A 15,881-nucleotide genomic window follows, 5' to 3' on the forward strand; every position below is an offset into this window, starting at 1 on the left:
ACGCGAACGTATATTCCTAAGGATACTGGGGGATTTAGAATGAATTTATTTAATCAATTATTTAATAGAAATACTATTACACCATTAATGCGGAGAAATGATATTGATTTTGAGGTAAAGTACCAGACAGAAATTTTAGAAAGTAGAGGATTTGAAATAATTTCAACGATAGAAAAGGAGAAGTACTCTTTAATTCAATATAGACATTTTTATAAAGACACCCCTAAGGAAGAAGAAAAAATGATTTTTCTTGGAATAAGAATTATAACTAATAAAGGTATTCTACGTCCTGACCCTGTCTTAAAAGCGTTTATTAATGAGGACTTTACTAATATTTCTCTAGCAGATATTGAGATTGAAGAGCATCTTACTAGTCATGGTTACGGAAGCATTCTTTTAAACACATTAATTAAAATTGCAAGAGAGAGAAATATAAATAGCATCACTGGCTGGATATCCAAAGTTGATAGTGACCATCTCGAAAGATTAGTTCACTTCTACAAAAAACACCATTTCACAGTTGTTTTACTTGAAAATAAAAGTGACAACTTGAGGATTGGTAATCTAGAATGGAAAAACGTTTAATGGACGGAGGCAATTATATGAATGGGCCGTTAAACAATCCTTCATTTGAATACCTTCTGGGAAGTATCATTAAAGATGAAATATCCACTTCTATAAATGATTTGTTTCGTAATAAGGAATATTCGTCAAAAAAATATTTAACTATCAAAGAAGTATCCTCATTAACTGGCATTGGTTCTTCTATAATACGGCAATTAACACTATCTAGAGCCATGCCCCATAGGAAAGTTAAATCTCGAATAATTTTGGATGAAGATGAGATTAAAGAAACAATTGAGAATTACAAAAAATTTGGATGGACTGATCCAGATAATCACTGGGATGTAAAAAGCGTTCAATCTGAAATCGCTCATTTTCATAAAAAGGAGACACCGACTATGATTGATGAAATATTACGAAAAATAATTAGAGAAGAACTAGCCAATTTTTCAAATGAAATAAAAAACTATGCTAAAAAAGACAAAGAAAGTTACTATGGAAGAACGGTCCTAACCATAAAAGAAGCAGCAAATCACTTTCGTACAAGTTCCTCTACAATTTATAATCTAATCAAAGAAGATGGAATGCCTCATTTTAAAATCTATAGTCGACATTATATTGTTCTTGAAGAAGCGGAAGCATATCTATGGAGAGAAACTGCAAAATCTTATGCAGATGAAGGAAATATCTATTGGCAGCGAATTTTACAAAATCTCGATTGGGAAGAAAGAGAAAGAAAGGCAGCATACGAAAAGGCACTTAAGAGGCTTGAAGAAAGTACATATTAAACTTTCTAATACAAAGTAACCCGTAAGAATGCAATGGCTACTCTTACGGGTTTACTTATAATATTTTCTTTAAAATATCTCCTTCTATCACAAATTCACCTCGCTGCTTTACCATCATTTGTGATACGGTTCACCCTTAATTATCCTAAAGCTCCGATAAATCTGCTCGACCAGCACGAGCTTCATGAGCTGGTGGGGGAGGGTCATTTTGCCGAAGCTTAGTTTTTCATCTGCGCGTTTTAGGACGTCTTCATGTAGGCCTAGTGAGCCGCCGATGATAAAGGCTACTTTGCTGGTGCCGTATGTCATGAGGGATTCGAGGTCCTTTGCCATGTCTTCGGAGGATTTCATTTTTCCATCGATTGCCAGGGCAATGACATGCATGCCGTCATTGACCTTTGCTAGTATTCGTTCGCCTTCCTTACGTTTGACGATTTCCATTTCGGCCTCGCTTAATTGTTCAGGGGCCTTTTCATCTGGGACTTCTACTAATTCAACCTTGGCATACCCACCTAGACGTTTTACATATTCGTCAATGCCCATCTTTAAATACTTTTCTTTTAACTTTCCGACCGAAATGATCGTGATATTCACAGATTTTCCACCTTTACATTCCATTCATATTTAAATTTCCCAACTCAATTAACCTCATTCAAAGGCTTTTAAGAGAACGCTTCAACAGTCACTGTTATAGGGTTTCTGGTTTTCAATTTTGTTAGAAAATTTAAATACAAACAATTTATCCACCTTAACAATTCATTTACAAACACCTTATCCACAAAAGTTATACACATATCCACAATTGCAATCTATATATTGTGTAAAGTTATTTACTTGATACAATATATGTTGCTAGCTCTTCACAGTAAGAGCATTTTGTGGATAACTTTTTTTCCTCAGACAGTTTATCCATAATTGGGAACTCTTGTGTCTCCGCTACGAACATGTCTAATGCGTGATCTATATGGGTTTCACAGCTATACTTCGTCAAAATTACGTCCCTCCTTTTTTTCAGAAATTTCAACAAACTTATTCACAATTCATCCTACTTTATCCACAATCCATTGTAACAGACAAAAAAAGAGTAGGAAAGAAAAGGCTTTTCTTCCACCACTCTTTGTGTATATTTTTTTAAAAGTTATCCACAAACATTTATTTTTATCTAGACTTTACACTGTTGTTCCTTCAGTTAATGTTAAATTTAGCTCTACTAGCTCACCTTGACGATACACTTTAATTGTTAAAGTTTCTCCAATATCTGTTTCGTTGTATAGGTATTGACGTAGATCAATGGAATTTTCTACTTTTTGTCCGCCCATTTCAACAATGACATCATATTGCTGAACACCAGCGTTACCTGCTGCTGATCCTTCTACTACCTCCGAAACTACAACACCTGTTGTCACTTCCTCAGGTAATTTTAAGGTTTGTTGTTGGTAAAATGCAGGCACGTCTGTTAAATCCAACAAACCAATTCCCATCGTTGGGCGTTTCACTTCACCATTTCGTTCTAGCTCTTCAATAATTGGAATCACCGAATTAATAGGAATTGAGAAGCCTAAGCCTTCAACTGTATCTTGAGCAATTTTCATGGAGTTAATGCCTACTAATTCCCCAGCAATGTTAATTAATGCTCCACCGCTGTTTCCTGGGTTAATGGCAGCATCAGTTTGAAGAACTTCTACCTCCCAGTCTTCGTTGCCATCTGCGTTTAAATCAACTGGAACTGCTCGGTCAGTACCTGAGATTACACCTGTTGTTACTGAGCCATAGAAGTCTAAGCCAAGCGGATTCCCAATCGCAATTACTGATTCTCCCTGTTTTAATACATCAGAATCTCCAAATTTTGCAACCGTTTCAACCTTTTCGCTGCTGATTGAAATAACTGCTAAATCTGTCCAAATATCGCTACCAACCAATTTTGCTTCTTCTTTAGATCCATCTGTCAATGTAACCTCAAGCTGTTTAGCGCCTTCTATTACATGGTAGTTTGTAATGATATAGGCAAGTTCATTTTCTACTTTATAGATTACACCAGATCCACTACCTGCCTCAGCTGTTGCTTCTTGTTGATTCCAGAAATCACTTACTTCTTGGATATTTGTTATCCCTACAACGGCATCTGACACAGATTCAACTGCAGTTACAATATCTGATGTTACCTCTGTAGCTGTTTGTGTAATTGTTGATTCAGAATTGTTGTTTTTTGTTGCTGATTGACTTGGAAGCTGATTTGTCATGGACGGTACTAATAACCAAATGAGCAATGCCCCAATGATAACGCCCGACAGTCCACTTAAAAAGTATCCTGCCTTGCTGCCTCCACTTTTTTTTTTAGAGCGTCTTTTATTTTCTTCATCTTGCTCACGTTTCAATCGTTCTTGGAGAGGTGAGTAAGAATTTACAGATTCATTTTGTTCTTGTTGTTTATTTTCATCATCGTTATAGTAGCTCATCTTTTTCAATCCTTTCCCTTTGTACTTGTCATTATGATACAACCCAAACATTAAAATTACATGAAAATGAAATAAAACAAAATTAAAAATGATAAAAAAATCACCTCAACTAAATTAAGTCGAGGTGATTTTTATCTTATGCGTATATACTTGAAAGATTAACCCTTCCAAGCCGCCGCCAACAATTAAATTTTTTCTATCTTTATAAAATTTAAACCGTAACTAGTAGAGTTGGTTCTTCAGCATCTGTATCATGAATTTGCACGTATTCTCCGGCAATAATACCGCAGGATTGTAAGGTTTGAGTTACGCTCATTCGTGCTAAATCCTTCATGTTATTATCCTTGCTTAAATGGGATAAGTAAATTTGAGTTGGTTTTTCAAAAACGACCTCACTCATGGCAACAGCTGCGTCCTCATTGGAAACATGTCCAACATCACTTAAAATTCGTCGTTTGATAGACCAAGGATAACGCCCCATTTGAAGCATGCCGATATCATGATTACTTTCAAATACAAAGGAATCCGCCCCACGGATAATCCCTTTCATTCGATCGCTGACATAGCCCGTGTCCGTAATTAGTACGAGTTTACGACCGTTTTCATGAAACACGTAAAACATAGGGTCTGCTGCATCATGAGAAACTGCAAAAGATTCGATATTTAAAGACCCAAAGGATTGGACCGTTTCCATATTGAAAACAAATTTTTGATCTAATGCTATCTTTCCAATATGACCGTCCATTGCCTGCCACGTTTTTTCATTTGCATAGATTGGGACATTATACTTTCGAGCTAAAACACCAATTCCCTTGATATGGTCACTATGTTCATGTGTTACTAAAATTCCTGATAATTTTTTCATATCACGATCAATTTTAGCAAACAGTTGCTCCATTTTTTTGCCTGTTAAGCCGGCATCGACTAGAAATGCATGTTCATCGTTTTCTATATAAATTGCATTTCCAGTACTACCACTTGCTAAAACACTAAATCGCATATTACTACTCCCTACTTTTGTCATTTTCAGCATCTAGGTTTATTTCATAATCATCTGTTATAGCTTCTTCTACAGCCTCTTCAACTTCTTCAACCTTTGAAGCATCTAACGTCAAATCAAGTATTCCACCTTGAACCGCATTAACAAAATATTCTTTTTGTCCTTCATCTTCTGTTTGGACCTGAAGTTCCCATGTTGGAACAAACACTTGCGTTTGCGTAAATTGTACTAAGGTTGTATACCCTAGGTTCACCTCAGTAATCGTTGAATTTGGTGAGAGAAGCCCTTTGTTATAAATGGTTTGAATTGCTCTTAGAGGTGTTGTTAAAACCTTTTCTTCTTCATAGGCTCCTATATCCTCTAAAAGCGTTTGCTCGTATTCTACTATTTCATTTTGGTCATTCCAGGTTACCTCTACAAGACCATTAAGAATGTAGTAGAGTGTCCGTGTATTCACGGTTTGGAAGAAGGTTGCTTTTTTGTTTTCCTTATCGATTTTCCATAAAGTATAGGAAGCACCCTCATATACATTTGCCTTCAAGAAATCATTATACGAAGTTGCCTCATCAATATTTTTGACTTTGACTGGATTTTTTAAAGTGACGATCAGCTTGTTTTTATCAATCAATATATTTTTTGCATTATCAAGTTTAGGCGTCTCTTGTTCAAAATTCTTAACTTTCCCAGAAATATAAGCGGCTTTTTCAATATTTGTTGGTAAAACCCCGTACGTAATATTGTCATCCTTTAACCGAGCTTCAATCGTTTTTTGTGTCAGCGACGAGCCTCTTTGAACGAGCTGGGCTTCGGTATGACGGTTTAAATACAACGATTATAAAAAGACATCTAGTATTAAAAATACAACGATGAAAATTGATTTGGACTTACTCCAATCCATACTGAGCACCTCCTGCTGGCTCTGGTGTTAAACGTGCCCAGCTACCCTCTCGAATAACAAACCAGCTTGGTTCTAGCGTATATACTTTAGCTTTTTGAGGATCTGGTGTTAAATAATAGCCAAGTACTAAATCATCAATATCTTTTAAGGTTTGCAGTGTTTTTACCATATCAACCCCTGAAGGTAATTGGCGAGTTGACGATTCAGAGGCGATAAATAAATAATAGGGCCTCTTATATTCGAAAACCTGATTGGCACCCCAAGTAACCGCAATACGAGTTGATGTCACACTACTGAATACAGGTAAGCCCTGTAGATATAACTGATACTCAATAACATGCTTCGGTATATTGTTGTAGCTGTATCGGTAATCCCCTGTTAGTCCACCATGGTCATTTACAAAATCGTAGCTGTCATGGACAAGGTCAGAATGTTTAATTTCGACCATACTTTCAGATGCAGGATAGACATAGTTTATGGTTTTACTACCCGAATCATATGTCATCATAGCCATTCCATCCGTATAAGTTGTATTATCAAAATTCTTTTGGACGATGTTTGTATCTTCAAACAAAATATCTTTAAAGACCTCAGTGGAAATCTCGTCAATATAGTACGTGTATTGCACTAAATCCACTGCATTTGAAGGAACATATAAGGAAAGCTCATTTGCTCTAACGATTTCTTCATAAGGAACTGTTTTTTGAACTGTCTTCATATAAGTCGAGTTAAACTCGCTTTGTCCTACACCTACAACAGTTGTGTAAAGTGTTTGTTTTTCCTTGCTGATAAAGGAGAATTGTAATGTATTCGTTTCTTCAATATTGCTCCAATCGATCAAGATATGGCTAAATGCAATTTCAGGTAGCTCACTTTGGGTAAATTGCAGCACAGAGTCAAATGCATTAATCGGAACTTCTGCCGGGAAGAAAAGGGTCATCTGATTTTCTGAATGAATCATACTGTTCAGCTTTTCTTCTGATAAATTACTTTGAATAAATCTGAGTTCTGTTGCATCTAAATCTTTAATCGCATCCATTAGGGTATCGATAGCTGTTGGTGCTGTTGACCCTAAAAAGCCACCGTTTTCATGAATTAAAATACGATAAGGCTTGAAAATTTCTTGAATATCCTTTTTATCACCGAGCGTGATTTGTTCGACTTGTGGATCCTCAATATCTTGGTAGTCTGGCGTATACGTCCATATTGTGAATGTTAGAATAAGACTTAAAAAGACGAGGAGGAACAGGACAAATGATTTAATTTGCTCTACATGCTTCACTCCCAATCACCCGCCTCATCTAATTCAAATGGCAATGTGAAGAAGATTGTTGTTCCTATTCCTTCCTCACTTTCGGCCCAAATCTTACCGCCATGTGCTTCAATCATTTCCTTCGCGATAGCAAGTCCTAAGCCTGTACCTCCCATTGCACGAGATCTAGCTCGATCTACACGATAGAAACGATCGAATATCTTCGTTACATTTTCTTTTGGAATCCCCATACCATCATCCGAAACCATGACCTTTAACATGTTTTCTTGAACGGTAAATCCAAATCGAATATTCCCACCATCTGGTGAATATTTCAAAGCATTAGAAATAATATTATCAATTACTTGAGTTAGCTTATCAGTATCAATTTCAACAAAATAAGAGGTATCTGGAATATATCGGTCAAACCGCACATTTTGTGATTTTGACATCTCAAAGCGATCGATAATTCGGTTAAAGAATTTATTAAACTCCACAAATTCTCTATTTAATTTGTAATCGCGACTATCCATTTTCGATAGATTCAATAAGTCATTTACTAGACGAATCATACGCTCTGTTTCGGTTTGTGTAACATTTAAAAACGTTGGCGCTATGTTTTCATCTCGCCATGCACCGTCTGCTAGCGCCTCTAAATAACTTCTCATCGTTGTTAATGGCGTGCGTAATTCATGAGATACATTGGCAACGAATTCTCGTCGCTCCATCTCAATTTTTTCTTGCTCAGTTATATCATGAATAACAGTGATTAACCCGTTAACAAATCCAGTTTCCTTTTGAATGACAGAAAAATTCGCTCTCAAAATAAATGGGTTATCCTGTGTACTATAATCTAAATTAATAGATTCCTGTGTATGAATTAAATCTTCAAAGTTATATTCTTCATCCAAACCTAATACAGACGCGATTGGACGACCTAAAGTTGTTTCACGTGTAACATCTAAGAAGTTCAAAGCTGGGTCATTGATAAGAATGACCTTACCTTTTCGATCAGTTGCTATTACACCATCTGTCATATTACTCAAAACAGAAGCAAGCTTTCTTCTCTCAGCTTCGGTAGTAGACTGTGCTTCTTGTAAACGGTTTGTTAAATGGTTGAAGGCTAGTGCAAGCTGACCAATTTCATCGTCCCCATATACTCGAACCTTCCTTGAATAGTTCCCTCTCGACATGGCCTGAGCCTGTCTTCTCATGTCTAGAATTGGTTTTGTAATGGTTTTTGCAAACAATATCCCGAGAACAATGGTAATAGCTAGAGACATAACAATTCCAATAGCAAAAATTCGGTTAATGTCTTTCATCTGCTCAAAAACTCTTTCGATATCAGATTCAATATAGATTGCACCAATCACTTCGCCATTTGGTCCCACATTATCTTTAATAGGGGCAGCAAGAATCCATACTCGGTTACCCGAATCCAGAGCAATATTCTCTGAATAATCTTCAGATGACATTGATTTTGTTATTGTATCCTCATTAAAACGCTGACCAACGATAGATTGATTATCTGAATCTGAGGTAGCAAGAACTTTATTTCGATTATCAATGATTAAAACCTCATTGATGTCCTCATTTGAAAACTCCGATAAAATTACACTTAGACTTTGTTCTAATGGGCTATTCTCATCGCGTTCCTTTAATAATTCTTCTCGAATACTGTATTGAACTAAGTCAATTCGCTGTGTAATCGAATCCTTAAAGTTCTCTTTTAAGCTCTCTTCTAGTTTGGCTGAGAAGTAAATTCCAATAATCTGTAGAGCGATAATGATTAACAATACATATATCAGAACAATTTTTACGTGAATGGACTTAAAAAAGCTCACCTTATGCATTTAAACTACTCCTGTTCAGGATTTCGTAAATAATAACCAACACCACGACGGGTTACAATCCAGTTTGGATGACTTGGATTATCTTCAATTTTTTCACGTAAACGTCTAATCGTAACGTCCACAGTCCGAACATCCCCAAAGTAATCATAGCCCCATACAGTTTGAAGTAAATGCTCACGAGTCATGACTTGTCCAATATGCTTAGCTAAATAATGTAGTAGTTCGAATTCACGGTGTGTTAATTCAATCGCTTCACCACGTTTTAAAACTAAATAAGCATCAGGCTGGATAATTAAAGTACCCACTGTGATATCATTTGTTTCTTCCTTTACTTCTTCTGGTTGACTAGAAACCTTTAAACGACGCATATTAGCTTTTACACGAGCAATTAGCTCACGTGTACTGAATGGTTTTGTTACGTAATCATCTGCTCCCATTTCTAATCCTAAAACCTTGTCAATTTCTGAACCCTTTGCAGTTAGCATGATAATTGGGAAATCATATTTTTTACGGATTTCACGACAAACTTCCATACCATCTCTTTTTGGAAGCATAATATCCAGTAACATTAAATCTGGCTGAGATTCTTCCACTTTTTCTAATGCTTCATCACCATCATAAGCACAGATTACCTGGTATCCTTCTTTTACTAAATTAAATTGCAAAATATCTGCAATCGGCTTTTCATCATCACAAACTAAAATTGTTTTTGTCATATTTTTTTCTCTCCTCTTAGTGAAACTATCTATGTTCATATAATCAAGTTTAAAATTTATAATCTATAAAAGGGCATATTGATAATATTTATTCTGCCTTTTCAAAGAAGGACTTCACGAATCATAAGCACAAATTACAAATGATGCCTCCTGAAATCTTCGTTTAGTATTTATGCATACAGCTATTATACCAAATAAACTCCTTAAACAAGTATTAGAAACCGTTAATCTATTAATCAGTATTATTTGAATAGAATTTATACTTGGTAGTAATTATTTTTCGGGAAATAATTCGACAAATTTAGTCAATTGATTTTAATTAAAAAAGACAGTCCGTTGAGTTAGGACTGTCTTACATAATTTTAGTAGTTTAAATAAGATAATGGATCAACTAGTGCTCCATTCTTATGCACTTCAAAGTGTAAATGGGTACCTGTAGATCGACCAGTTGAACCCATAATACCAATAACAGATCCCTGTGGTACAACTTGTCCTACACTTACCTTAATTTCCGAGAGATGGGCATATACTGTTTCATAACCATTGTTATGGTTAATAACAATTCTTTGTCCATATGTCCCTTCCCAGCCAACTGCAGTTACAACACCATTGTCTGATGCTTTAATGTTGTAGTTAGAAGGGCGAGCAATATCTATACCTCTATGATAGCTTCCCCAACGTGAGCCCATTTTACTTGAAATATAGCCACCAACTGCTGGCCATGCAAAGCTACCTGTTCCACGCGACGAAATGACCTTTGTTCCAACTACTGTAATACTATCAACTGGTTCAGTTAAAACAGTTTCTTTTGTAACAGTTTTCTCAGTAACAGCACCATTTACTTGAGAAACTAAATAAGAAACCTCCTTCTGACCATTTGATCCCTCTTGCTTAACGACTGTTTCACCTTTAAATTTCGAATCATCATTTTCAATAATTTTCTCAAAAGGCATTTCTTCTAAAGTATTTTTTTCTTTTACGATCTGTACATTTAATAGTGGTTTTTCAACCGTAATATTAATCTTTTGACCGATTTGCAGTAAAGAATCCTCTTTCAAATCTGGATTTAGCTCCAAAATTTGTGCAGTAGTTAGATTATGTTTATTGGCAATTGTACCAAGTACATCTCCTGATTGGACTGCATATACTTCTTTTTCAAGCGAGCCTGATTTTAAATACTCAACAGCCTTTACTGGTGTTAAGATTTTTTCCGGGCTAATTTTTGTATCTCCACCCGAAATAGCTTCTACTATTTTAATTTCTTTAATGCGTGTTTCATTTGCTTTTAAAGTGGGTAATGTTTCAAGAGAAGCATTTGCTTCATATTTTTGCAACTCATCTTCAGTAACGTATTGAAGCTTCAATAAGCGAAGTGTTTCTTTGTAATCCGCTTGATTTTTCAAATAAAGAACTGGTTGACCATCAATTTGTAATGCATAGCTTTCTGCTTCTACAATCATCTCTTCATTTAAATTAGATAGTGTAGTAGCATCGTCCGTTTCATAAGAAAATACTTGTTCAGGAATTAAAGTAACATTGGATTTCCCATCGAGAACATAGTCCTGATAAATTCCTTGTGCTTCTTGTTCTTTCGTTTCAATAATTTCTGTAACAGCTTCTTCTTTTGAGACTGCACCAATATATGTATCTCCTACATAGACGTGGTAGATTTTGTCAAAACTATTTGCACTTGTTGAATTAGCATATACATAGCTAGAACCAATTGCTGTGAACAGTAATGTAGTAATAGCAGCTTTTTTTAATATATTATTTTTAGTAGATTTAAGACTTAAAGTTTCTTTCTTTGTAAAGTCCCCGTTGATGTTCCATTTCGAACTCATTGATAAAGCCCCTTCCAAAGACCACCCATTCAATGGGCTAATTTCCATGTGAAAATTTCACTTTTTTACTGTACCATAATCTTTTTTTCTATTAAACCATTTGAGTCCTTTGTAACGAAAATGTATTATTTGAATATTCGCTGTTACAAATTAGGTAAAATAAACTATATAAACTTAATATCTTTATGTGAAATCGATATATTCATTAAATTTCTATTATTCTTAATAGAAATACCTCTTATCATCTCATTTTTCTGCTTTCGTTTTTAATAGTTCTTAATTTTCTGCATAATTATATTGTTCTAGACATTCGTAGTCTTTTGTTCTTCTTCGACAAAATGAATGACTATCCACTTGCTTAGTAAATAGGAAATTCCTCACAGTCTTTAATCATTACAGTCATTATTTATTAATTTTTTTAAGGGCAATTTAATATATTAATAGCAGTAGATTGGGGGATTTGAATGGCTAAAGGTAAAGCTATGTATGCATCTGAGATAAACAAAATAAGTATCGGTACTAAAGTTTTACGTATTACAATGGTAGTCATTGGAGCACTCATCTTTGCTGTTGGTCTTGAACTCTTTTTAATACCTAATACGGTATTAGACGGTGGCATTGTAGGGATTTCGATTATCCTCTCTTACTTAACAGGGCTTCCTACAGGAGTGTTCATTTTCTGCATTAACATCCCCTTTATATACATAGGCTATAAGCAAATTGGGAAAACCTTCGCTTTCATGTCATTACTCGGCATTATCATTCTTTCAGGAGCAACTATGATCATGCATCATTTCCATGCTTTTACCTCAGATATATTATTAGCTACAGTTTTTGGTGGAATTTTACTAGGAATCGGTGTTGGACTGGTTATTCGGTTTGGTGGCTGTTTAGATGGCACAGAAGTGATGGCTATTTTAACCAATAAAAAGCTGCCATTTTCAGTTGGGGAAATCATTTTAATTATTAATCTTGTTATCTTTACTATTGCTGGATTTGTTTTTACTTGGGAACAAGCCATGTATTCAGTCATCGCTTACTTTATTGCATCTAAGGTCATTGATGTTGTGGTATTAGGTATGGAAGAATCTAAATCTGTTTATATCATTAGTGATGAAATTGAGGAAATTGGGCAGGCCATTATGGCTCGATTAGGACGTGGCGTAACTTATCTATATGGTGAAGGTGCCTATACCGGAAATAACAAAAAGGTTATTTTCTGTATTATCACCCGACTGGAGGAATCCAAAATGAAGGAAATTGTGCGCTCGATTGATACACAAGCGTTCCTAGCTATCGGGAATATTAGCGAGGTTAAGGGTGGCCGCTTTAAGAAGAAGGCGATTCACTAAGTAAAAAGGCTACTAATGGAACGGTTCCATTAGTAGCTTTTAGTTCTTTGTCCAGAACTAACATTGTTAATCCCAAATAGGATTTTTTTATCTTTGTTTGCACCTGTCGCAAGCTTTCGGTGCAGAACTAACATTGTTAATCCCAAATAGGATTTTTTTATCTTTGTTTGCACCTGTCGCAAGCTTTCGGTGCAGAACTAACATTGTTAATCCCAAATAGGATTAACAATGTTAGTTTGCTCTCTTGCAGGACCCACCGAGAACGTCATTAGGTTGATTCCTGTTAGCTCTACTACGCGTTCTACGTATTTACGAGCGTTTTCTGGAAGTTCTTCTAATGTGCGCATACCTGTAATGTCCTCAGCCCAGCCTGGAAGTTCTTCATAAACTGGTTTACATGCTTCAAGGACATGTAAGCTAGCTGGATATTCAGTGATTACTTCACCGTTATACTCATAAGCCGTACAAATTTTAACTGTCTCAAGACCAGATAAAACGTCAATTGAGTTTAATGCAAGATCAGTGATCCCACTTACACGACGAGAATGGCGAACTACTACTGAGTCAAACCAACCTACACGGCGTGGACGACCAGTTGTTGTACCGTATTCACGACCAACTTCACGGATTTGATGACCAACCTCATCGAATAATTCAGTTGGGAACGGACCATCACCTACACGAGACGTATATGCTTTACATACCCCAACAACTCGAGATACCTGAGAAGGTCCAATACCAGTACCAGTTGTTACACCACCTGCTACAGGATTTGAAGATGTTACATATGGATAAGTACCATGGTCAACATCTAGCATAACCCCTTGTGCACCTTCAAATAATACACGTCCACCTTCGTCCAATACATCATTTAATACTTTAGATGTATCAGTTACGTATTTTGCTAGCTCTTGGCCATAGCCATAAAATTCTTCGAAGATATCTTCAAATTTTAAGCCTTCAACCTCGTAGAATTTTTCAAAAAGACGGTTTTTGTTTTCTAAATTCTCACGTAGCTTTTGTTCGAAAATTTCACGATCAAGAAGGTCGGCAATACGGATTCCCATACGTGCAATTTTATCTTGATAGCATGGTCCAATCCCTTTGCAAGTTGTCCCGATTTTGTTATCCCCACGAGAAGCTTCATCCACTTTATCTTGATAGATATGATATGGAAGAATTACTTGAGCACGGTTTGAAATACGTAGGTTTGACGTATCAATCCCTCGGTCTTCTAATCCTTTTAATTCTGTTACTAGAGATTTCGGGTTAATAACCATTCCATTTCCCATAACTGAAGTTTTTTCTTTATAAAAAATACCTGATGGAATTAAATGCAACTTGTAAGTTTCATCACCAATTTTGATTGTGTGACCTGCGTTATCGCCACCAGAAAAACGAGCGATTATATCTGCTTTTTTAGATAGGAAGTCGGTAATTTTCCCTTTACCTTCATCTCCCCATTGTGTTCCTACAACTACAACTGATGTCATATCAGCACCTCCGCTAGACTCGAGTACGTTTATTATTCTCATTTATAAGTAAAATATCATGAAAAATACGTACAATTGTGATTTCTATTACTAATAAGTATTTACTTACTCATGTAAATGTATCATTATATCAAACAGCTATTATTGTAACAGTGATTCGCAATAGAAGTCAATCAAGAATCGCAAAAAACACGAACAAATGATTAATGAATTTTAACCATTGTTCGTGTTCTGAAATCCTACTAATTAATCTAGTTTAATTAACGTCAAAAAGTTATCTTGTTACTACTCACGCTACCTTACCCAGCGTTGGCTGGCATCGGGTGCTGTGACCAGTCTATATTGATGAATTTATTAAATTCTTTTTTGAATGCCAAAGTTACCGTACCAGTCGGACCGTTACGTTGTTTAGCAATAATAATTTCAATCATATTTTTGCTTTCACTTTCTTTATCATAATAATCATCACGATATAAGAAAGCTACGATATCAGCATCTTGCTCAATACTTCCAGATTCACGGATATCACTCATCATCGGGCGTTTATCTTGACGTTGCTCAACACCACGAGATAGCTGAGATAAGGCGATAACAGGTACCTTTAATTCACGAGCTAGTGCTTTTAACGAACGGGAAATTTCAGATACCTCTTGCTGACGGTTCTCTCCACTACGCCCGCTCCCTTGAATTAACTGCAAGTAATCGATTAAGATCATTCCTAATCCATGCTCTTGTGCAAGACGACGGCACTTGGCACGGATTTCATTGATACGAAGACCAGGTGTATCATCTATAAATATACCTGAATTCGATAAGCTTCCCATTGCCATGGTTAGCTTACTCCAATGATCTGCTGTCAGTGCTCCTGTACGTAATGCCTGCGCATCGATATTACCTTCTGCACATAACAAACGCATAACAAGCTGCTCAGCACCCATCTCCAGTGAGAAAATCGCTACATTCTCGCGCGCTTTAATGGCTACGTTTTGTGCGATATTTAAGGCAAAGGCCGTTTTCCCTACTGAAGGACGTGCAGCAACGATGATTAAATCGTTTCGCTGGAAGCCAGCTGTCATGTGATCTAAATCGTTAAATCCAGTAGGAATCCCGGTCACATCGCCATCTCTAAATTGAAGCTGCTCGATATTATCATAGGTTTGAACAAGTACATCTTTTACGTGCTTAAAGTCACCAGCATTTTTGCGGTTCGCAACTTCCATCATTTTCTTTTCAGCCTCTGATAAAAGTGCTTCAACCTCATCTTCTCGTGTATAACCATCTTCTGCAATCTTAGTTGCCACACGAATTAAACGGCGTAAAAGAGCTTTTTCTTCAACAATTTTTGCATAATACGCAATGTTTGCTGCTGTTGGAACAGCATTTGCAAGCTCTGTTAAGTAAGAAAGTCCACCAACATCCTCAAGTTCCTTTCGTACTGAAAGCTCTTCTGTAACAGTGACAACATCTATCGCTTTTCCTTGGTCACTTAAATCCAGCATTGTTTGAAAGATTTTTTTATGGGCAATTCGATAGAAATCATCCGCTATTAAAATCTCAGATGCTGTTATTAAGCTTGGCGGTTCAAGAAATATAGCACCAATAACCGATTGTTCTGCTTCATGGTTATGCGGCGGAACGCGGTCCATAACGGAATCGTTCATAGACATC

14 protein-coding genes are annotated in these 15,881 nt (G+C 36.2%); 3 read left to right on the forward strand and 11 right to left on the reverse strand.

Features of this window, described 5'->3' with window-relative positions:
- Nucleotides 1-39: 39 nt before the first annotated feature.
- Entirely contained in the window at nucleotides 40-585 is a 546-nt protein-coding gene (locus LG296_RS19430; RefSeq protein ID WP_235867560.1) for a GNAT family N-acetyltransferase, read from the forward strand.
- Nucleotides 570-1,352 carry a helix-turn-helix domain-containing protein gene (locus LG296_RS19435; RefSeq protein ID WP_107932076.1) on the forward strand — a complete coding sequence of 261 codons (783 nt, stop codon included), beginning with the start codon at nucleotides 570-572 and terminating at the stop codon, nucleotides 1,350-1,352. The genes LG296_RS19430 and LG296_RS19435 overlap by 16 nt, the downstream gene beginning before the upstream one ends.
- Before the next feature lie 114 nt (nucleotides 1,353-1,466).
- Here LG296_RS19435 and rlmH read toward each other — a convergent pair whose 3' ends face one another.
- From rlmH to LG296_RS19480, 9 genes are all read right to left on the reverse strand, one after another.
- Nucleotides 1,467-1,946 (reverse strand): 23S rRNA (pseudouridine(1915)-N(3))-methyltransferase RlmH, encoded by a 480-nt coding sequence (rlmH, locus tag LG296_RS19440; RefSeq protein ID WP_107932074.1) that lies wholly within the window; start codon nucleotides 1,944-1,946, stop codon nucleotides 1,467-1,469.
- 232 nt (nucleotides 1,947-2,178) lie between these two features.
- Entirely contained in the window at nucleotides 2,179-2,343 is a 165-nt protein-coding gene (locus tag LG296_RS19445; RefSeq protein ID WP_107932072.1) for a CxxH/CxxC protein, read from the reverse strand.
- 178 nt (nucleotides 2,344-2,521) lie between these two features.
- Nucleotides 2,522-3,808, reverse strand: a complete 1,287-nt coding sequence (locus LG296_RS19450; protein WP_107932070.1) for a S1C family serine protease — start codon at nucleotides 3,806-3,808, stop codon at nucleotides 2,522-2,524.
- 211 nt (nucleotides 3,809-4,019) lie between these two features.
- The gene (locus LG296_RS19455; RefSeq protein WP_107932068.1) at nucleotides 4,020-4,808 is read right to left on the reverse strand and encodes an MBL fold metallo-hydrolase; all 789 of its coding nucleotides are present in this window, start codon (nucleotides 4,806-4,808) and stop codon (nucleotides 4,020-4,022) included.
- Between the two features lie 4 nt (nucleotides 4,809-4,812).
- Nucleotides 4,813-5,637: a two-component system regulatory protein YycI gene (locus tag LG296_RS19460; RefSeq protein WP_404427261.1), complete on the reverse strand. Its 825-nt coding sequence runs from the start codon at nucleotides 5,635-5,637 to the stop codon at nucleotides 4,813-4,815.
- Nucleotides 5,638-5,692: 55 nt separating this feature from the next.
- The gene (locus LG296_RS19465; protein WP_235867571.1) at nucleotides 5,693-6,988 is read right to left on the reverse strand and encodes a YycH family regulatory protein; all 1,296 of its coding nucleotides are present in this window, start codon (nucleotides 6,986-6,988) and stop codon (nucleotides 5,693-5,695) included.
- Nucleotides 6,985-8,811: a cell wall metabolism sensor histidine kinase WalK gene (walK, locus tag LG296_RS19470; protein WP_107932063.1), complete on the reverse strand. Its 1,827-nt coding sequence runs from the start codon at nucleotides 8,809-8,811 to the stop codon at nucleotides 6,985-6,987. The genes LG296_RS19465 and walK overlap by 4 nt, the downstream gene beginning before the upstream one ends.
- Nucleotides 8,812-8,816: 5 nt before the next feature.
- On the reverse strand, nucleotides 8,817-9,527 hold the full coding sequence (gene yycF / locus LG296_RS19475) for a response regulator YycF (protein ID WP_107932061.1): 711 nt from the start codon (nucleotides 9,525-9,527) through the stop codon (nucleotides 8,817-8,819).
- A gap of 362 nt (nucleotides 9,528-9,889) precedes the next feature.
- Nucleotides 9,890-11,368: a peptidoglycan DD-metalloendopeptidase family protein gene (locus LG296_RS19480; protein WP_107932059.1), complete on the reverse strand. Its 1,479-nt coding sequence runs from the start codon at nucleotides 11,366-11,368 to the stop codon at nucleotides 9,890-9,892.
- Between the two features lie 482 nt (nucleotides 11,369-11,850).
- Here LG296_RS19480 and LG296_RS19485 point away from each other — a divergent pair, with 482 nt between their 5' ends.
- On the forward strand, nucleotides 11,851-12,720 hold the full coding sequence (locus LG296_RS19485; RefSeq protein WP_235867570.1) for a YitT family protein: 870 nt from the start codon (nucleotides 11,851-11,853) through the stop codon (nucleotides 12,718-12,720).
- A gap of 206 nt (nucleotides 12,721-12,926) precedes the next feature.
- Here the strand turns inward: LG296_RS19485 and LG296_RS19490 are convergent, their stop codons facing one another.
- Nucleotides 12,927-14,213 carry an adenylosuccinate synthase gene (locus LG296_RS19490; RefSeq protein WP_107932054.1) on the reverse strand — a complete coding sequence of 429 codons (1,287 nt, stop codon included), beginning with the start codon at nucleotides 14,211-14,213 and terminating at the stop codon, nucleotides 12,927-12,929.
- 299 nt (nucleotides 14,214-14,512) lie between these two features.
- Complete coding sequence (gene dnaB, locus LG296_RS19495) at nucleotides 14,513-15,874, reverse strand: replicative DNA helicase (protein ID WP_107932052.1); 1,362 nt, start codon at nucleotides 15,872-15,874, stop codon at nucleotides 14,513-14,515.
- Between the last annotated feature and the right edge of the window lie 7 nt (nucleotides 15,875-15,881).

The sequence above is a fragment of the Ureibacillus chungkukjangi genome (assembly GCF_044795995.1).
GTDB classification, from domain to species: domain Bacteria; phylum Bacillota; class Bacilli; order Bacillales_A; family Planococcaceae; genus Ureibacillus; species Ureibacillus chungkukjangi.